Source organism: Pseudomonas sp. St29 (assembly GCF_001547915.1).
GTDB lineage: Bacteria > Pseudomonadota > Gammaproteobacteria > Pseudomonadales > Pseudomonadaceae > Aquipseudomonas.
On record NZ_AP014628.1, the window covers coordinates 4,647,844 to 4,666,648 of the forward strand.

16 protein-coding genes and 1 pseudogene are annotated in these 18,805 nt (G+C 65.4%); 9 read left to right on the plus strand and 8 right to left on the minus strand.

Annotated features, from left to right (window positions below; translation table 11 throughout):
• Nucleotide 1 precedes the first annotated feature (1 nt).
• Both PST29_RS20465 and PST29_RS20470 read right to left on the minus strand, forming a co-directional pair.
• A complete protein-coding gene (locus PST29_RS20465) occupies nucleotides 2–346 on the minus strand; it encodes an antibiotic biosynthesis monooxygenase family protein (protein ID WP_060840303.1) in 345 nt (114 codons plus the stop codon).
• A gap of 26 nt (nucleotides 347–372) precedes the next feature.
• Nucleotides 373–1,005 carry a LysE family translocator gene (locus PST29_RS20470; protein WP_060844217.1) on the minus strand — a complete coding sequence of 211 codons (633 nt, stop codon included), beginning with the start codon at nucleotides 1,003–1,005 and terminating at the stop codon, nucleotides 373–375.
• A gap of 89 nt (nucleotides 1,006–1,094) precedes the next feature.
• On the opposite strand from PST29_RS20470, the gene PST29_RS20475 reads away from it, so the two are divergent.
• Nucleotides 1,095–2,420: an aminotransferase-like domain-containing protein gene (locus PST29_RS20475; RefSeq protein ID WP_060840305.1), complete on the plus strand. Its 1,326-nt coding sequence runs from the start codon at nucleotides 1,095–1,097 to the stop codon at nucleotides 2,418–2,420.
• Between the two features lie 233 nt (nucleotides 2,421–2,653).
• Here the strand turns inward: PST29_RS20475 and PST29_RS20480 are convergent, their stop codons facing one another.
• Together PST29_RS20480 and PST29_RS20485 are read right to left on the minus strand one after the other, a co-directional pair.
• Complete coding sequence (locus PST29_RS20480; RefSeq protein WP_060844218.1) at nucleotides 2,654–3,457, minus strand: aminoglycoside phosphotransferase family protein; 804 nt, start codon at nucleotides 3,455–3,457, stop codon at nucleotides 2,654–2,656.
• A gap of 122 nt (nucleotides 3,458–3,579) precedes the next feature.
• Nucleotides 3,580–4,038, minus strand: a complete 459-nt coding sequence (locus PST29_RS20485) for an SRPBCC family protein (protein WP_060840307.1) — start codon at nucleotides 4,036–4,038, stop codon at nucleotides 3,580–3,582.
• 133 nt (nucleotides 4,039–4,171) lie between these two features.
• Between PST29_RS20485 and PST29_RS20490 the strand changes: the two are divergent.
• From PST29_RS20490 to PST29_RS20495, 3 genes and pseudogenes are all read left to right on the plus strand, one after another.
• Nucleotides 4,172–5,086: pseudogene (locus PST29_RS20490) on the plus strand (ADP-ribosylglycohydrolase family protein); the annotation flags it as partial.
• Nucleotides 5,060–5,494 carry a GFA family protein gene (locus PST29_RS32460; RefSeq protein WP_442966413.1) on the plus strand — a complete coding sequence of 145 codons (435 nt, stop codon included), beginning with the start codon at nucleotides 5,060–5,062 and terminating at the stop codon, nucleotides 5,492–5,494. The pseudogene PST29_RS20490 and the gene PST29_RS32460, both read left to right, overlap by 27 nt.
• 39 nt (nucleotides 5,495–5,533) lie before the next feature.
• Nucleotides 5,534–5,935, plus strand: coding sequence for a lysozyme inhibitor LprI family protein (locus PST29_RS20495; protein ID WP_047305444.1), 402 nt, complete (start codon nucleotides 5,534–5,536; stop codon nucleotides 5,933–5,935).
• Nucleotides 5,936–6,468: 533 nt separating this feature from the next.
• Here the strand turns inward: PST29_RS20495 and peaD are convergent.
• From peaD to peaA, 4 genes are all read right to left on the minus strand, one after another.
• Nucleotides 6,469–7,587 (minus strand): quinohemoprotein amine dehydrogenase subunit beta, encoded by a 1,119-nt coding sequence (peaD, locus tag PST29_RS20500; RefSeq protein ID WP_060845162.1) that lies wholly within the window; start codon nucleotides 7,585–7,587, stop codon nucleotides 6,469–6,471.
• 23 nt (nucleotides 7,588–7,610) lie between these two features.
• Entirely contained in the window at nucleotides 7,611–7,934 is a 324-nt protein-coding gene (gene qhpC, locus PST29_RS20505; protein WP_060840310.1) for a quinohemoprotein amine dehydrogenase subunit gamma, read from the minus strand.
• 1 nt (nucleotide 7,935) lies between these two features.
• Nucleotides 7,936–9,369, minus strand: a complete 1,434-nt coding sequence (peaB, locus tag PST29_RS20510; RefSeq protein ID WP_060844220.1) for a quinohemoprotein amine dehydrogenase maturation protein — start codon at nucleotides 9,367–9,369, stop codon at nucleotides 7,936–7,938.
• Between the two features lie 79 nt (nucleotides 9,370–9,448).
• Nucleotides 9,449–11,029: a quinohemoprotein amine dehydrogenase subunit alpha gene (gene peaA / locus PST29_RS20515; protein WP_060844221.1), complete on the minus strand. Its 1,581-nt coding sequence runs from the start codon at nucleotides 11,027–11,029 to the stop codon at nucleotides 9,449–9,451.
• A 413-nt stretch (nucleotides 11,030–11,442) separates the two neighbouring features.
• Here peaA and PST29_RS20520 point away from each other — a divergent pair, with 413 nt between their 5' ends.
• The 5 genes from PST29_RS20520 (at nucleotide 11,443) to PST29_RS20540 (ending at nucleotide 18,767) form a co-directional block, all read left to right on the plus strand.
• Complete coding sequence (locus tag PST29_RS20520) at nucleotides 11,443–13,098, plus strand: WG repeat-containing protein (RefSeq protein ID WP_060844222.1); 1,656 nt, start codon at nucleotides 11,443–11,445, stop codon at nucleotides 13,096–13,098.
• A gap of 101 nt (nucleotides 13,099–13,199) precedes the next feature.
• Nucleotides 13,200–13,865, plus strand: coding sequence for an HAD family hydrolase (locus PST29_RS20525; protein WP_060844223.1), 666 nt, complete (start codon nucleotides 13,200–13,202; stop codon nucleotides 13,863–13,865).
• 524 nt (nucleotides 13,866–14,389) lie between these two features.
• Nucleotides 14,390–14,968, plus strand: a complete 579-nt coding sequence (locus PST29_RS20530; protein WP_060840315.1) for a DUF4337 domain-containing protein — start codon at nucleotides 14,390–14,392, stop codon at nucleotides 14,966–14,968.
• A gap of 202 nt (nucleotides 14,969–15,170) precedes the next feature.
• On the plus strand, nucleotides 15,171–16,661 hold the full coding sequence (locus tag PST29_RS20535) for an aldehyde dehydrogenase family protein (RefSeq protein WP_060844224.1): 1,491 nt from the start codon (nucleotides 15,171–15,173) through the stop codon (nucleotides 16,659–16,661).
• Nucleotides 16,662–16,847: 186 nt separating this feature from the next.
• On the plus strand, nucleotides 16,848–18,767 hold the full coding sequence (locus PST29_RS20540; RefSeq protein WP_060844225.1) for an amidohydrolase: 1,920 nt from the start codon (nucleotides 16,848–16,850) through the stop codon (nucleotides 18,765–18,767).
• The last annotated feature ends 38 nt before the right edge of the window (nucleotides 18,768–18,805 follow it).

Here is an 18,805-nt window from a genome sequence, read left to right on the forward strand (position 1 = left end):
CTCAGGCACGCAGCACTGGGCCCTGGCGGGCATTGCCGAGCAACTGGGTAATGGCGCCATCGCCATAGGTGCGCTCGACCCTGGAAATCACCACCTGATAACCGGCGTACCAGCGCCGGTACTGGCGCTTGGCCTCGAGGTGCCTGGGGTGGCTGGCGAAGGCCTGGATCGAGGCTTCGTCCTCCCAGTAGTAGCTGGCGTTGATCAGCCCCTGGTCGGCGCTGGTCCAGGATTGGGCGCCGACGAAGCCCGGCAGGCTGATGGCAATTTCATCGATCAGCGCGCTGAGGCGGTGGAACTCCTCGTCGCGCTGGCCCGGCTGGTAGATAAAGGCGGCGATGTACATGGGCAAACTCCTTGGGGGGTGATGGATCAGACCGGGCGCGCCAGCAGCGCCAGGCGCAGGGCCAGGGCCAGCAGCACCGCCGCCAGCAGCCAGGATTGCCAGCGGGCCAGCCGCGAATCGCCGCTGGGCAGGCCCCGACCCAGGGCCGCGCCGAAGATCCCCAGGCTGGTGTGAAAGACCCCGCTGACCAGGGTCAGCAGCAAGCCCAGGACCACCAGTTGCACGGCGATGCTGCCGCGCTCGGGGCGTACGAACTGCGGCAGGAAGACCATGAAGAACAACAGCGCCTTGGGGTTCAGCAGGCTGTTGCACAGGGCCCGGACAAACACCGTGCTCAGCGGCACCCGCGCCGGCTCGGCCAGGTGCAGGGCGCCGCGCTTGCCCAGGGCCTTCCAGGCCAGCCACAGCAGGTAGGCGACCCCGGCATAGCGCATCAGCTCGAACGCTGGGGGCCAGCTGGCCACCACGGCGGTCACCCCGGTGGCCGTGAGCAGGGTCAGGCCGATATCCGCCGCGCCGATGCCCAGCCCCGAAGCCACGCCACCGCGCCAGCCGTAGGCCACGCCGTGGCTGATGACAAACGCCATGTTCGGTCCCGGCGACAGCAGCAACAGCAGCACCGCGCCCAGGAAGATCGACAGGGTGGTCAGGTCCGGCATGCCCGTGTGCTCCTGCGCAAAAGTCGCTAGATTAGAGTCCCTATCTGATACAAACAAAAAAGTGTTCTAGATACATAAGGTGGTCGAACATGCGCCGTACCCGCTACAAAACCATCGTCGACCACTTCGCCCAGCGCATCCGCAGCGGTCAGCTGTGCCCCGGCACCCAACTGCCCACGGTGCGTGCGCTGATGGCCAGCGAGCAGGTGGCCCTGGCCACGGCGCTGCGGGTCTATCACGAGCTGGAGGCCATCGGCCTGGTGGTCGGCGAGCCCGGGCGCGGCACCTTTGTCCGCGACACCAGCCTGCCGCGGGGCATGGGCCTGGAGCAGCACCCGGCCAGCGCCGCCTCGGTGGACCTGGCGTTCAACTACCCGTCCCTGCCCGGCCAGGCAGAAAGCCTGCGCGAGGGGCTGCGGGCGATGGCCGCCTCCGGCGACCTGGATGCGCTGCTGCACTCGGCGCCCCAGGGCGGTCGCCCCCACGAACGGCAGACCGCCGCGCGCCACCTGCGCAACCGTGAGATCCGTGTCGCGGGCGAACAGGTGCTGATCGTCAATGGCGCCCAGCAAGGGCTGGCGGTGAGCTTGCTGGCGCAGCTGCAGCCCGGGGACATCCTGGCGGTGGACGCCCTGACCTACCCGGGGCTCAAGGCCCTGGCCCAGGTCCAGCGCCTGGATCTGGAGCCGCTGCCCCAGCACAACGGGCAGATGGACCTCGACGCCCTGCAGGCCCTGTGCCGCCGGCGCCCGGTGCGGGCGCTGTACTGCATGCCGACCCTGCACAACCCGCTGGGCACGGTGATGCCCCTGGCCGAACGCCGGCGCCTGGTGCAACTGGCTCGCGAGCATGACCTGCTGCTGATCGAGGACGGCGCCTATGCCTTTCTCGCCGAACCGGCGCCGGTGCCGCTGCAGACCCTGGCCCCGGAACGCACGCTGTACATTTCCGGGCTGTCGAAAAGCGTGGCGTCGGGATTGCGCCTGGGGTTCATCGTCGCGCCGCTGGAGATGATCCCGGCCCTGGAGCGAGCGATTCGCGTGTCGACCTGGAGCACGCCATCGCTGACCGTGACCCTGGGCTGCCGCTGGATCGAGTCGGGGCTGGTGGACAGCCTGGAAGAGCAGAAACGCAACGACGCCCGGCGCCGCCAGCAACTGGCCGCGCGGGTGCTCAAGGGCTGCGACTACCAGGCCTACCCTTCATCGTATTTTCTCTGGCTGAAACTGCCGGAAGGGCTGCGGGCCGATGGGGTCGTGACGGCCCTGGAGCAGCAGGGAATCACCGTGACCTCGGCCGAACCCTTCGCCACCACCGCCCACGTACCCCAGGCGTTGCGCCTGGCCCTGGGCTCCATCGGCCTGCCGCTGCTGCAGCAGGCCCTGGAGAAGGTCCGTAACGAAATCACCCGCTGAAGGGCGTCAATGGCCGGACGAAAAAAAACCCGCCGAAGCGGGTTTTTTCCAAGACCATCATGACTTCCTGTCTGCAGCATCCGTGCTAATGGTCGACCTTCCCTGATCCTGAGCGCTTCCTGCGCTGCAGTTGTGGGAAAGAAGATTAAACACAAAGCCGGGGGCGCAGAAGGCGCATTGAATTACAGCGCGTGTAGGAAATTCGCTATACCGCACCTACGCAAACCCCCAGCTCAGCCCTCCAGTGCCTGTGCGGCCAACGCCGCGAGCTTGAGCTGGTGCTGCGCCCCGGGCTGATGATCGTCCTGGAGAAACCAGGCAGCGGACAGACCACTGAAGGCCAGCACCCATTGCACCAGGCGTCGCGGCTCCAGTTGCGCGGCCCGGGCAATCACCTGCACCTGGCGGGCAAAGCGCACCGGGTCGGTGGCGTTGGGCAAATCCGGGTTGCAGATCAGGTTGGCGAAATCGAAGGTGCGTTCGCCATGGACCCGCTTGGGGTCGATCACCCGCCAGCCGCCCTCGGCGAAATCCAGCACATTGTCGTGGTGTACATCTCCGTGCAGCACCACCGGTTCCCGGGGCGTGGCCAGCAGTTGATCGGCTTGCGCCAGGCAGCGCCGGAACAACCCGCCCTGCTGCGCCGCCGCCTCGCGCAGGTCGCTAAACCAGCGATCCAGCGGCACCAGCGATGGCTGGGGTTGCGCCCGTGGCCGGTGCAGCTTCTGCAGGGTGGCGCAGACGATATGGCTGACCTCATCGTGCTGGCCAGCCTGGGCCATGCGCATCAATGACGCCGTGCCCATGGCGCGCTCCATCAACAGTGCATCGTCCTCCTGGGCATGGACCCGCGCCGCGCCCTCCCCGGCCCACCAGACCATCAAGCGATTGCCGGCCCGCTCATCTTCGTCCAGGGCAATCTTCAACATGGCCGGCGCACCGTCTTGCAGACGCACTGGCAACAGCCGGCTGCCCGAGGTGACGATGGGCTCGCCATCCGCCGTCAGGCGCCAGCGGTCTACATAGGTTGCAAACAAGGGGACAGCTCCAGGCGATAAGCGATAAGCGGCGAGCGGCGAGCGGCGAGCGGCGAGCGGCGAGTTTCAAGCTGTGCGGCCTGATCTGCAACCCGCCAGTTGCGGCTGAATGCGGCTGTACTTCAGCCCTGCTGCAGGTAGTTCTCGATATTGCCCATCTGTTCGTCCCAGCCCCGGCTGTTCATGCGAAAGGCCTTGAGCCGGCGCTCACCGGGAATGCCGTCGAAGCCCGACTCGATGACCCGCAGCAAGGTGCCGCCGCCATGCTCCTCCAGTTCGAACTGCACCAGGGTGGTGGGCTCGGCCGAGTAGTCATGCGTCGGGTCGATGGCGTAAGGGTGCCAGCGGAAGGAGAACAACTCCTCGGGCAGCATCTGTTCCACCTGCGCATCCCAGGTCAGGTGTTCGTAGCCTTGGTAAGTGACGGCACCGCGGACACGCTGGCCGGGGATGAAATGCTGGCCCTGCAGGGCCACGCCGAACCAGCGGCCAAATTGCTCGGCCTCGCTCAGCGCCGCCCACACCTGCGCCGGACGGGCATGCAGCAGGATCTTGCGTTCAATGCGATCTGAAGCGTTCATAAGTCACCTCCAGTGATGAACACTAGACCGCTCTGCTTCGAGCGCAACCTTTATCCGGCCGAAGGCACGCCTGATCGCGCGCCATGAAAAATGCTACTGTCGCCGGCGCACCTGTCTCTGCAAAGGATTTGCCATGCCCCTCTCTCTTATCGACCGCTACCGCGGCAGCCTCCTGGGCCTGGCCTGTGGTGACGCCGTCGGCACCAGCGTCGAATTCAAGCCCCGCGGCAGCTTCGCGCCGCTCACCGATCTGCTGGGTGGCGGGCCGTTCAACCTCAAGCCCGGACAGTGGACCGACGACACCTCCATGGCCCTGTGCCTGGGTGAGAGCCTGCTGCACAAGAACGGCTTCGACCCGACCGACCAGATGGGCCGCTACCTCAACTGGTGGCAATGGGGCTACCTGAGCGCCACCGGCGAATGCTTCGACATCGGCATGACCGTGCGCCAGGCCCTGATCGACTTTCAGGAGCACGGCCGGCCCTTTGCCGGTTCCACCGACCCGCAGACCGCGGGCAATGGGTCGTTGATGCGCCTGACGCCGGTGGTGCTGTTCCACTACCCCGATCTGCAGCGGGTGCGCGAATTGGCCGGCGCCAGTTCGCGCACCACCCATGGCGCCGCCGAAGCCGTCGAATGCTGCCAGTTGCTGGCCGGGTTGATCGCCAAGGCCCTGGGCGGCGCCAGCAAGCTTGAACTGCAACGGCTCGATACCACGGGGTTGAGCCAGAGCAAGGTCGTGGCCCTGGCCCAGGGCGGTTATCTGCACAAAACCCGTGAGCAGATCCGTGGCAACGGTTATTGCGTCGACTCCCTGGAGGCGGCGCTGTGGTGCTTCCAGCACAGCGACAGCTTCGCCGACGCAGTGCTCGCCGCCGCCAACCTGGGGGAGGACGCCGACACCACCGCGGCCATCGTCGGCCAGTTGGCAGGCGCCTTCTACGGGGTCCAGGGCATACCGCCGCACTGGCTGGCCTGCCTGCACATGGCCGAGGAGATCCAGGCCATGGCCGATCAATTGCTGCAGGCCGCCCAGCGCCAACAACCGGCCCGGCCCCTCAACGGCAGTTGCCTGTGCCGGGGCGTGCAATACCAGGTCGATCGCCTGGACATGCCCATCGGCCATTGTCACTGCCAGACCTGCCGCAAGGCCCATGCCGCGGCCTTCGCCTCCACCGCCGGGGTCATGCGCGAGCATTTTCGCTGGACCCGTGGCCAGGAGCTGCTGCGTGCGTTCGAATCGTCGCCGGGCAAGCTGCGGCACTTCTGCTCGGTGTGCGGTTCTCATCTGCTGGCCGAGCGACCGGGCCAGCCCCATGTGATCCTGCGGGTGGCGACCCTGGACGATGATCCGGGGCAAACCCCGCAGGTGCATATCTGGACCGCCCACGATGTGCCCTGGCTGGCCCACGAGGCGCTGGAGCGCTGGCCCGAATGGCAACCCAGCCGCGACTAGACTGCATGTCCACCCCTTGACCCGATAGCGAGATGTTCCATGCGTGCGATCCTGTTCCTGGCCCTTGCGCCGCTGCTGCTCGCCCCGTTGGCCCAGGCCGACGAGTGCGACAGTGCCACCACCCAAAGCGATATGAACCAGTGCGCCGGCCGGCAATTCCAGGCGGCCGACAAGCAACTGAACAACCTCTACCAGCAGATCAACCTGCGCCTGAAAGACCAGCCACAGGCCAAGAAACTGCTGGTCAGTGCACAACGGGCCTGGGTGGCGTTCCGGGATGCCGAGTGCGAGTTCTCGTCCTCGGGGGTCGAAGGTGGCAGCGTGTATCCACTGGTCTACAGCAACTGCACCACGGCCTTGACCAAGGCCCGGGTGGAAAACTTCAAGACCTACCTCAAATGCCAGGAAGGCGATTTGAGCTGCCCGGTACCGGGCCTCTAGGAACGGGCGGGCCCGCGACTGCGTTGGTGGGGGCGCTGCCTGACTTGCCGGCCCATTCGCCGGCCAGCCGGCTCCTACGGATACCTATTGCTCGCCTCCCTTGTAGGAGCAGGCGGGCCCGCGAAGGCGTCAGCGGGGGCGCTGCATGGCTTGCCGGCCCATTCGCCGGCAAGCCGGCTCCTACGGATACCTATTGCTCGCCACCCTTGTAGGAGCGGGCTGGCCCGCGAAGGCGTCAGCTGGGGCGCTGCATGGCTTGCCGGCCTGTTCGCCGGCAAGCCGGCTCCTACGGGTACGTATTGCTCGCCTCCCTTGTAGGAGCGGGCTGGCCCGCGAAGGCGTCAGTGGGGGCGCTGAATGGCTTGCCGGCCCATTCGTCGGCAAGCCGGCTCCTACGGATACCTATTGCTTGCCCCACTTGTAGGAGCGGGCGGGGCCGCGAAGGCGTAAGCGGGGGCGCTGCACGGCTTGCCGGCCTGTTCGCCGGCAAGCCGGCTCCTGCATAAGGAGCCGGGCAGGCCGATGGAGGCGGGTCAGCGGATGAAGATCTGCGTCGTGGTGGCCGCCATGTCGCCACCGGGCAGGGTGATCTTGCCCACCTGCTTGAGGCTCTCGGCGTCGAAGATCGCCACGTCGTTGAAGGTCCCCGTCAGGTAGATCTTGCTCCCGGCCTTGTTGAACGACAGGCAGTAGTAGGAATGGTCCAGGGTCGCGGCCTGGAGCAGTTTCTTCTGCTTGATGTCGTACTTGGCCAGGCGGTTGAGCACGCCGAACATCAGGTTCGGGTCCTTGGGCGAGCGCATGCCGCTGAAGTAGATCTCGGTCAGGGGGCCGAAGTCGGTGGTTTCCGTCTTGCCGGTCTTCAAGTCAATGCTGAACAGCCCGTACAGCGGCTCGGCGGTCGCCGGGTCCTGCTGCTTGTCCTTGAATTTCGCCGCGGTGTAGAGCAGCGAGAAGTCGTGGCGGTAGGTCTGCTGGTTCCAGATGTAGAGCACGTCCGGGGCGCTGTAGTTGGGGCGTTTCCAGTGCCGGCTGGGAATCAGCACGTCGAACTTGCCGGTCTGCACGTTGACCTTGTACAGGTCCGGCCCGGCCACATACAGGCTGCCGTCGTCGCCGCTCTGCATGATGGTCAGCTGGCGCGGCGCGGGGAAGCTGCGCACCGGCTTGGCATTGAGCCCGGCATCGGTGGCGTAGACATCCAGCCGCGGCTCCTTGACCTCGTAGCGATCATTGAGCAGCAGGGTCGGGTTGGCCACGGTGTACAGCTCCTTGCCGTCGTGGCTGACGGTGAAGGCGAACATCGAGCGCGCCTTCTCCCCCGGGTGCTGGGTGATGCTGGCGTGGAACACCTGCTTGCAGCTGTCGAGCTCGACGCCGTAGACATCCGCGTAGTGGTTGTTCAACACGTAGGCGATCTTGCGGTCCGGCGACAGTTGCACGGTGCCGGGGCCGAAGGCGTCGGGCATCTTGCAGGTCTTGTACAGGCTGTCGCTGGCCAGATCGATGACGTGCAGGTTGTTCGGGTAGTTGGTGGTCACCAGGTACTCGTGGCCAGTGTTGAGGGCCAGCCCCTCATCGGCCAGAACGCTGAACGAGCAGACGCCGAGAACCGCGAGTGCGACCAGGCCGCAGGCTTTGATGCTGTGCATGCTGGAATCCTTCTTGTTGTTCATCACTTGTCTTTCGGGAAGACAGTGCCGAGGTTGCGCCAGTTGTCGTTGGAGGCCTGGGCGTCCTTGTTCCAGTCGGGGTAGGTGCTCATCATGTCGGGCACCTGGGCCGGCCACCAGCATGGGTCGGAGCAGCCGTAGAGGTCGGCCTCCATCGGCTGGCACAGCGACGAGACGCCGCCAAAGGCGTCGATTTCCCAGCCCGGGTCGGTGGTCGAGGCGCAGCCGGCCACGGAGTTCATCGCCAGCACTTCTTCGATCCGGTCCTCGGCGGCCGCCGCGGTCAGTTTCTGAGCTTTGTTGTTGATTGGCTTGAGATGTTTCATGTCAGTGAGCCTTGCGCGGAGTGATGTAAGTGCTGATGAACGCAGGGTTGTGCGCCATGATCCGGCTGTAGACTTCGATGCCGAAATCCACCCAGTCACGCATCAGTTCGCAGTAGTGATAGGTCGGGTGCGCCGGGTCGCCGTAGCGGGCGTAGCTCTCGTGGTAGCAGCCCCCGGAACACAGGTTGCGGATGCGGCAGCTGTCGCAGCCGGTGTTGCTGCGGTCCAGGCGCTGGGACAGGAAGTCGTTGAGCTGCACCTGCTTGACCCCGCCGTCATGCACGTTGCCGAAGGTCGGCAAGGACGAGCCGGTAAAACGGTGGCACAGGTTCAGCTCGCCCTTGTGGTCCACCGCCAGCATCTTCAGCCCGGCGCCGCAGGGCAGCGCTTTCTTGTGGCCTTCGTGGATGTCGGTGATCAACTGGTGCAGGTTGGAGAAACCGATGTTGCGGTGCTCCAGCGCCGCGTCCAGGTAACGCCGCCCCAGGCGTTTCATGCTGGCGAAGACTTCGATCAGCTCATCGCTGCTGAGGTTGAAGCTGCTGATGTCCCCGGAGGTCACCGGGGCGAACCCCACCTCGGCAAACCCCAGCTCGTTGAACAGGTGATCCCAGATCGTCTCAAGGTCGGTGATGCCGGTGGTCAGGGTCACCCGGGCACCCACCGGGCGACTGTTGTAGCGCGCCAGGAGCATTTGCGCCTTGCGCCGCACCACATCATAGGTGCCCTGCCCGCCCACGGTGATGCGGTTGCGGTCGTGCACGGTCTTGGGCCCGTCGATGCTCACCGAGAGCCCGAAACGGTGGGCGTTGAGGTAGTCCACCACCTCCTCGGTCAACAGCGTGGCGTTGGTGGTCATGACGAACTCGACGAACTTGCCGGCAGCGGCAAAGCGCTGTTCGCAGTAGTCCACCATGGCCTCGATCAGCGGCCGGTTGCTCAGCGGCTCGCCGCCGAAGAACACCACGGTGTAGCGCTCCTCGTCGGGGGATTCCTGCAGCAGCATTTCCACCGAGGCGATGGCCGTGTCCAGGCCCATCTTCTTGCCCGCCGAGGGCTTGTCCAGGTCTTCCTTGTAGCAGTAGGTGCAGCTCAGGTTGCAGCCGGTGTTGACGTTGAGCACCACGGTATTGATCGCCGTGCGCTCGACCCGCTTGACGCCGATTTCCGGGGTCAGGGGCGAGCCATCGCTGACCAGCTCCAGGGCGATCAGCTCGCGCAGGGTGTCGCTGATTTCGGCACCGTCATAGCGGCCGCCCAGGCGCTGGATCAGCTCTTGCGGGGTACAGCCCGGGCCGCGCAGGGCATCGATGATGCTGCCGGTCAGGGCATCGCTGGCGAACAGCGAACTGCTGGGGATATGGAACAGCATGCGGTCGGCGTCGACCTGCACTTCATGCAGGTTGCGCTCCACCAGATTGAGAATTGCGCCCATTACAACCTCCTGTGCACGCCCCGCTGTCGGGGCCTGCGGTCATTGCCTGAAAGTGTCTGTCGCTATCGCTCGACGACCCTCAGGGAATGGGTGGATTGTTCCAGCGTTGCACGGTGACGATCAGCTGGCCTTCACCGGTCAGGGCCTTGCCCCCCTCCTCCACGGCGGCGATCACCTTGAGGTTGCCGGCGTTGTTGGTGGACATCTTGCGCTGCGGGTTGGGCCCGGCGTCGCCGGGGGTGAATACGCCGCTGTCGGCCTGCATGCTGCCGGCGTACTTGACGTCTTCATCCTTGGCCGCCTGCTCGTCGAAAGCCTCGACCTTCCACTGCGCCGGCATCACGCCGATACGATAGGCCTTGCCGTCGGCGCCCTGGCCCCAGGCTTCGGCATCGAAGCGGCCCTGGACCTTGGGCGTCGAACCGCCACCGTCGCCAATCCGCGCCACCGAGAACGCCGGCACCACCTTGACCTCGGCGATGCGCTGGTACACCGCCAGCGTGGCGCCCTTGAGGCTGCCGACACTGACTTCGCGCAGCCCCGGCTGGGCGCTGGCCGCGGCCTTGAGCTTGAGGCGGATGCGCTCCGGGCTCTGCTCCAGCACCTGCAGCACCTCCACGTCCTTGCCGAAGCTCGGGGTGCCGGAGAGGCCCGCGCCCACCAGGGTCACTTCAGCCTCTGCGCCGGCCTTCAGGTAACCCGGCTGCACCGCCAGCAGACGCTGGCTGCCCTGTTTGGCGGCGATGAAATCCAGGCCGCGCTCATCGTGCTCGGCCTCGAACATCCGCCCTTGCAGGGCGTTGCCCTGGGCCGCCAGCACCTGGCGCATGACCACGCCGTCGACCGTGACATTGCCGCGCCATTCATAACCGTTGTAGAGAATCGCGCTGCCCTGGCCATTGAACGGGCTGCCATCGGCGTACTGGCCCTTGACGCTGACCTTGAACTGATCGCCCTCGCCGGCGCTGACGCTCATCACCCCGGCCAGCTCGCCCTTGCCCGGCAGGTGGCCGCTGAAACTCCAGTCCCCGACCAGCGACGCCGCTGAAGGACGCGCTTGCTGCCAGGCCTTCCAGGCCGGGTTGTCGAGGGGATAACGCTGGGCCAGCAACGGCACCATGTCCTTGAGCGCGGTGGGCAGCCATTCGCGGTCGCGGGACAGCGCCTGGTACTCCAGGGACGGCCATTGCCCGAGGTGGAAGTTCACCAGCCGCTCCCATTCCTGGGCCGGGCGGCGTTGCAGGGCGATCCGCGCGCCGGAGTGGCACCGGGCGCACATCTGGGTAGTCTGCTCGTCGAAGTGCTCGACGGTGTTCAAGCGCCGCTCCAGGGCATAGCGCACGCCGTCGGTCTCGCTGGGGGCCAGGCCCTGGGTGTCGGCCAGGTACTTGACCAGGGTGCGGCGGTCCTCATCGCTGATCTTCAGGCCGTGCATGGTCTGCATGCGGGCAATGCTCATCAGCCAGCCTTCCGGGGTCTTGCGCTGGTGGCTGATGCGGCTCAGGGCATCCCCGGCCTCGGGGGTGTGACAGCCCTGGCAGGTTTCCTTGAGGATGCTGCCGGCATCCCGGGCGGCAAAACTCGATGGCGCGTGCAAGGCGGTACAGGTGGCGATGGCCAGCAGGCTGGCGCTGAGCCTCAGGCGGAGTTTTCTCTTCATCAGGGTCGAACCTCCCTCGGTGCTTTCTTATTGTTAGCGAGTCGTTTTTATGGTTTCTGCCATGCCCGGCGATACCGGGCATGGAGGCAGGAGAAACGTCTGAGGGTAAGCAATACACGGAGCGTGCCAGCTTATTAAAAGACTCCGAATCAATGACTTAGGTGAAAACCCCGGGCATTGGCCGGCGCCAGGGTGTTACCCGACGTTCAATTTCGCGACAGACGTCTCAGTCTGAGACATCCCACCGCGGGGCGCAGATCGCCGCGCTGGCATCCGCCCTCACCTGTATCGGTGGTTTTCTTTGCAATTGGATCTTGCATTTATCCGGCGCCGCCGCAAAATCACCCGCGCTTTGCCCACCCCGCTGTGCGGGGCGCTCTGCACTCCCCCTCATTACAAGGAACCTGAAGTTCATGGATAGAAGCGCCTGTGCCCGTCTCGGCTCGCTGATCCTCTCGTTGTCTGCCCTGACCCTGGTCGGTTGCAAGGAAGAAACCAGCCCCAAGACGGCCGCCATCGCACCGGCCCCGGCGCCTGCGGCCATGATCATGCCGATCTGCGCCAACGGCGAATGCGCTGTGCTGGACCAGGACGGCAAGGTGCTGGTCAGCGCCGACAACGACTACGACGCCGTGGTCGCCCTGCCCCTGGACAAGACCTTCCTGTTCGCCAAGGACGGCACCTGGAACCTCGCCAGCGCCGACGGCAAGCAGATCCTCAAGGCCGCCTTCACCGACGACCTGCGCCTCTTGACCCCGGGCTATTTCGGCTTCGGCCAGGACGGCAAGCTGGGCATCATCGACCAGAGCGGCAAGCAGATTCAGCCCCCGCGCTTCGACGACCTGTATGTCGGCGGCGCCGATGAGTTCATCGTCTACGAGATCGGCGGCAAGCGCGGCATCCTCAGCGCCAAGGGCGAAGTGATCACCGAAGCGCTGTATGACAGCAGCGTGGTGCGCGACGACTTCGCCAAGCGCGGCGGCTGGATGGGCGCCGAGCGCGGCGATCAGAAGTGGGCGCTCAACCTCAAGACCGGCGAGCAGAAGAAGGTCGAGTTCGACAGCATCGACTACTTTGCCAACCAGCATCTGGTGGTCAACACCGAACAGGGCAAGGCCCTGGCCGATGCCAATGCGCAGTTGATCAGCGCCGCCACCTACAACTGGATGGGCGAGCCGGGAGACGGCCTGGTGGCCTTCCGCGAAAAGTATGACAGCCCCTGCGGCTACATGGACTTCCAGGGCAAGACCGTGATCCAGGCCCAGTTCGGCACCTGCCAGGTCTTCGGCAAGCAGGGCGCGCTGGTCACCGCCAAGAATGCCGACGGCAGCTCCGGCAAGGCCGGGTTCATTGACCGTCAGGGCCAGTGGAAGGTGCAGCCGGTCTATGACTCGGCGGACCCGGCAGGCTTCAGCCCCCTGGGGATGTTCAAGCAGGTATCGGGGCTGAACCAGGTCGCGGTGCTGCAGAACGTGTTCAGCGCCACCTTCGGCATCTTCGATGTGGACAAGGGCGTGGAGCTGTTCAAGCCGACCTACGCGCAGATCGGCGCGCTCAACGCCGACCTGTTCGTGTTCAGCACCGCCAACAGCCCGACCAAGCAGGCCACCCTGTTCGGCCAGGCCACGCAGATGCACACCGTGGGCCTGATGGACGCCAGCGGCAAGGTGCTGCTGGAGCCGGGCCAGTACGTCGACATTCGCCTGGATGCCAGCGGCCACTACCTGCTGGCCACCGACGACACTTCGCCCCTGGCCACCTCGGCGCTGTATGACCTCAAGGGCAAGCGCCTGATTGCCAGCAAATGGCAGGAACTGGTGGTGGACGAAGCCCGTGGCGCGATCTTCGGCTACGCCGTGGAAGGCGTCGGCGACGATCAGTCCCGCAGCCTCAAGGCCCTGTACCGCCTGGACGGCACCCCGAGCTTCCAGGTCAGCCAGGTGGAATGTGGCGCCGAGCAGGTGCGTGACGGCCAGGACAAGGTGCTGTGGCCGGCCAACCCGCAGGACCACTGCCCGCAACCGGACGAAGAAGAAGACCAGGGCGAAGGCGACAACGCACAGGGCTAAGGCCCTGGGCGAGCCGGTCACGGTAGCGATCAAGCCTGCTAGGATGCGGGCTTGATCGATTCAGCCAACCGGCCCGGATGGGGCCCGACAGGAACTGTCCCATGCTCAACGCTCTGCTTTTCGACCTCGACGGCACCCTGACCGACACCGACGCCCTGCACCTGCTGGCCCTGCAACAACTGTTGTGGGAAGAAGACCGCCGGACCTTCACCGAGGCAGAGTTTGCCGCCCACGTCAGTGGCCAGGCCAACGCCAACATGTGCCGCTACCTGTTTCCCGAACGCAGCGTGGCCGAACATCTGGCCTTTGCCGAACGCAAGGAAGTGCGTTTTCGCCAACTCTCCCCGCAACTCAAGCCCCTGCCCGGCCTGCCGCGCCTGCTGGACTTCGCTGCCGAGCACGGCATCGGCGTGTGCGTGGTGACCAACGCGCCACGGGCCAACGCCGAGCACATGCTCAAGGCGCTGGGCCTGCAGGAGCGCTTCCAGACGGTGCTGGTGGCCGAGGAGTTGCCCCGGGCCAAGCCCGATCCCCTGCCCTACCTCAGCGGCCTGGAATGCCTGCACGCCACGGCCGAACAGGCCCTGGCCTTCGAGGACTCGGTGCCCGGGCTGACCGCCGCGGTCAACGCCGGCATCAGCACCTTCGGCCTGGCCACCAGCCAGCAACCGCACACCCTGCTCGATGCTGGCGCCCACCGGGTGATCCGCGACTTCGACGACCCGCAGCTGTGGGCCGAGATCCAGCGCCGGCTCGGGCGAGCCTGAACCACCGGAAGCCGGCCGCGGATCCGCCGGGGCCCTGAGCACCGTTGCAGCCTGAGTTGAAAGGAATGTCGCTGGCGATTGCAGCGAGACGGTGGGCGCGAACCTCACCGGGAGAAAACAGCAGAAGGGAAAAAGTGCTCGCCCATCACTTCGGCAGTGGCACCTAAGCCGAAGTACCCCCTTTGGCTGGGCGAGCAGGGAGGAATATACGTGGCTGCCGAGGGCCGTCCTATCGGACAGATCCTAAAAGCCAGTGCGATTCGGACAAATACCTTTGCGCTTTTTCCTCAGGACCACCTTTTTTTCACAGGTCTTTCACCTCGCCCCCCTTAGATTGATAGTCACTCCTGAACGAATCCCATTTGGCCCGCCTTGTTGCGGGCTTTTTTTTGCCAGAGCAAGCGCCTTGCAGGGGCACGAGCCCCAGGCTGTCGGCCAGCTGAACGAAGTCGCACCAGCCCTGCCGCCGCCCATGGCCATAGATACAATTTGAAACCTTTACCCCCCCTCTCCAGATCGACGCCATGACTGAAGACTTCGAAGTGCCCAGCCCCCACGAAAAGCACCTGGAACACGTGACCGAACACGCCCACCGCCGCAATGACAACTTCGCCAGCAAGATCGCGGTGATGACCGCGATCATGGCCACCCTGGGGGCGCTCCTGAGCTATCAGGCCGGCTCCACGGAGAGCCAGGCGGCGATGGACAAGAACAACGCGGCGATGAAGAAGACCGAAGCCGCCAACCAGTGGAGCTACTACCAGGCCAAGTCCAGCCGACAGAACCTGGCGGAGCTGGCGACCCACATTCCCGGGGTCGATGCCGGGCACTACAGCATCGAGGCCCAGCGCTACCAGAAAGAGAAGGAAGCCGTGCGCCTGAAAGCCGAAGCCCTGGAAGCCGAGGCCCGGGACTGGGACGAACAGTCCGAAGTCGAGCTGCACCAGCACCATCGCTGGGCCCAGGCGATGATGGCGATCCAGATTGCCATCTCGATGGCCGCCATCACCCTGCTGACCCGCAAGGAATGGCTGAAGAAACTCGCCTACGGCGCGGCCGGCGGCAGTGTGCTGCTGGGCACCCTGGCCTGGCTGCACATCTAGAACCCCCTGCGCAGCAACCCGCAGCGCCCTGCGTCGCAGCGTCCGCGGATTCTCACCGGCTGTCGCAGTTTGCGAAACCGTCCGGCTCGGATGATCCCGCCAGCGACGGCCAGAGCCCCGGATCCCGGGGCTGCGCGACTTCTGCAGACCTGGCACAGCCATTGCGAAAGCCCCTGCCTCACCTACAACAAGAGGCTTCGCCATGGCTATTGCCCCCCTGCTCGCCGCTACCACGGCGTTTATCCAGCGCGCCCCGCGCATGTTGATCGGCGCCCACTGGGTCGAGGCCGCCGACGGCCAGACCATGCCCCTGCGCAACCCCGCCACCGGCGAACAGCTGTGCCTGGTGCCACGGGCCACGGTGGATGACGTCGACCGCGCCGTATTGGCGGCGCGCCAGGCGTTCGATGATTCGCCCTGGAGCCGCACCCGCCCCCGGGAGCGGCAGAACCTGCTGTGGAAGCTCGCCGACCTGATGCAGCGCGACGCCGAACTGCTGGCCCAGCTGGAATGCCTGAACAACGGCAAGAGCGCCGCCGTGGCCCAGGCCATGGACGTGCAACTGTCCATCGACTATCTGCGCTACATGGCCGGCTGGGCCACCAAGATCGAAGGCGCCAGCGTCGAGGTGTCGCTGCCGCTGATGCCCAACGATCAGTTCCACAGTTTCATCCGCCGCGAGGCGGTGGGCGTGGTCGGTGCCATCGTCGCCTGGAACTTCCCCCTGCTGCTGGCCTGCTGGAAGCTCGGCCCGGCCCTGGCCACCGGCTGCACCCTGGTGCTCAAGCCGGCCGACGAAACCCCGCTCAGCGCCCTGAAGCTGGCGGAACTGGTGCAGGAAGCCGGCTACCCCGACAGCGTGTTCAACGTGGTCACCGGCACCGGCATCACCGCCGGCTCCGCCCTGACCCGCAACCCCCTGGTGGACAAGCTGACCTTCACCGGCTCCACCGCGGTGGGCAAGGAAATCGGCAAGATCGCCATGGACTCCATGACCCGGGTGACCCTGGAACTGGGGGGCAAGTCACCGACCATCGTCATGGCCGACGCCGACCTGGCCAGCGCCGCCGCCGGGGCCGCCAGCGCGATCTTCTTCAACCAGGGCCAGGTGTGCTGCGCCGGTTCGCGGCTGTATGTGCAGCGCAAGCATTTTGACAAGGTGGTGGCCGACATTGCCGGCATCGCCAACGCCATGAAGCTGGGCAACGGCCTGGACAGCAGCGTCGACATGGGCCCGCTGATTTCCGCGCGCCAGCAGGAGCGGGTCTATCGCTACATCGAGATGGGCCGCGACAGCGGCGCCACCATTGCCTGCGGCGGCGAACAGTTCGGCCCGGGGTATTTCGTCCAGCCTACGGTGATCGCCGATGTCGACCAGCAGCATGCCCTGGTTCAGGAAGAAATCTTCGGCCCGGTGCTGGTGGCGATTCCCTTCGACGATGAAGCCGACGCCCTGCGCCTGGCCAACGACAGCCCCTACGGCCTGGGCGCGAGCATCTGGTCCAACGACCTGGCGGAGGTGCACCGGATGATTCCGAAGATCAAGTCCGGTTCGGTGTGGGTCAACTGCCACAGCGCCCTGGACCCGGCGCTGCCGTTTGGCGGCTACAAGATGTCCGGGGTCGGCCGGGAAATGGGCCATGCCGCCATCGAGCACTACACCGAGCTGAAATCGGTGCTGATCAAGCTCTGATCCGCACCCCGGCCAACCGCCCCACTCCGGGGCGCCGGAGGGGGTCCGGCGCCCCCGACGACCGCCCTGTTCAGCGGGCCAAGCGCTGCTACGCTGAGCCCGAGCCGGCTCGCAGCCCAGCGTCAAGGGCCCGGGCTCGCCTTCCCCACAACGCCTCATCACCCCCGAAAACCTGAGGAATGCATCATGGGATCAAATGGAAATGATCACGATTACATCCAGTGCGGCTGCCACAATCCCGTCTGGGAAGCCCTGAAAGACACCCTCGACCCCGCCAGCTATATCGCCAGCCATGCCAACGCCGCGCATGGCCCCGCCAAGGATCCGAGCGGCGAGTCCCTGGTTTTTCATGACGGCATCATCTACCCCTTGCGCGACGGCAACATGGAGGACCGGGTCGAAGCCCTGGGCATCCATGCCGGCGACGTGGTTGCGTCGGGCACCCTGGCCGCCGTCGAAGCCCGCATGCAGGCCCTGGGCATCGAGTACAAGAAGCAGTCGCTGCATGGCAAGACCCTGCTGCCCGGCCTGGTCGAGCCACACGCCCACATCGTGCAAAGCTGCGCCATGGACGGCTGGCTGAACCTGGGCGCCCTCGAGCCCGACCCGCTCGACAGCGATCCGCAGCAAGACCACCGCAGCCAGCGGCTGCGACCTGTCTACAACTGGACCTGGCTGAAGGAAACCATCCAGAGCAACCTGCCAGAGGACAGTTCCAGCTGGATTCTCGGGCATCTGGTGGATCCGGCGCTGATGCCCTTCAAAGTGGTGCCGGGTGGCCTGAACCAGCTCATTACCCTGCAATGTGGCGACGGGCCCGAAGAAGGCTACCTGGACAGCATCGAGGCCAAGCGGCCGATGCTGCTGATCAGCGCGTCCATGCACACCGCCTACATGAACACGGCGGCCAGGGATCTGGTGCATGAAAAAACCGGGATCATGGTCGAGAACGGTGTTCTGCAGGAAACCCAGATAGTGGCCGGGATCCTGTCGATTCCCGCCAAGCAGAAGCTGGAGATGCTGAAGATCTTCAAGCGCCTCGATACCTTCTTCGAGACCGCTGTCAGCCGCGGGATCACCCTGCTGTACGACGCGATGATGGATCCCCTGTCAAAACTGGTTTTGAACGCCTACTTCCTGACCCACCCCAGAAAGCTGCGGATCGGCTACGCCGCCGCCTGCAACAACTCGCTCGAAGCCCTCAAACGGCTGCCGGACTATCGGCCGGCCACGCGGGAAGAGGCCAAGCACCTGTATCAGGGCTCGATCAAGGTGATCTCGGACGGGTCCAACCAGGGCCTGACCGGCTATCAGGTCGAGGACTACTGCTGCAAGACAGACCGCCCCGTGGGCAACTTCAACCTCTGCGACGAGGGCAACGACAGCCCGCAACAGCTTCCGGATCGCTACAAGGACTTCATCCACGCGGCGGTGAAAAAGGGTTGGCCGCTGATGATCCATGCCAACGGCGATCGGGCCATCGAATTCACTCTGCAAGCCTATGACCTGGCCCTGCAGGGCCAGAGCGGCCTGGACAAGCGCCATCGCATCGAACACTGCTCCCTGCTCACCCCGAACACCCTGGAAACCATGCAGCGCCTGGGTCTGTCACCGAGCTTCCTGATTGGTCATGTCGGCTACTGGGGCTATGCCTTCGATAAAGCCATTTTCGAGAGCAAGGCCCAGAAGATGCTCGACCTGTGCAAGTCGGCCCTGGACCACAAGCTGCGGATTTCCCTGCACAGCGACTATTCAGTGACCCCACTGGGGCCCCTGCGCTCGATGGAACAGGCGGTGACCCGCAAGATGGAGGGCATCCGCAATCACGACCAGCAGTTCGTCAACGACCCACGCCTGCAACCCATCCTCAATGAAGCCGAATGCCTGACCCGCCAACAGGCGCTGAAGGCCATCACCTACGACGCCGCCTGGCAGTGTCATGCCGAGGCCTGGACCGGGTCGCTGCAGGACGGGAACTTCGCCGACTTGGTGATCCTCGATCAGGACCCGTTGGACGAGAAGGTCCCGGCCACCCAGATTCGCGACATCCAGATCCGCGAAACCTGGAAAGGCGGCCAACGGGTGTACCTCAACCCCCGAAACTGACCGCGCCAATGCAAGCCGGGGGTTGCTCAAGCCCCCGG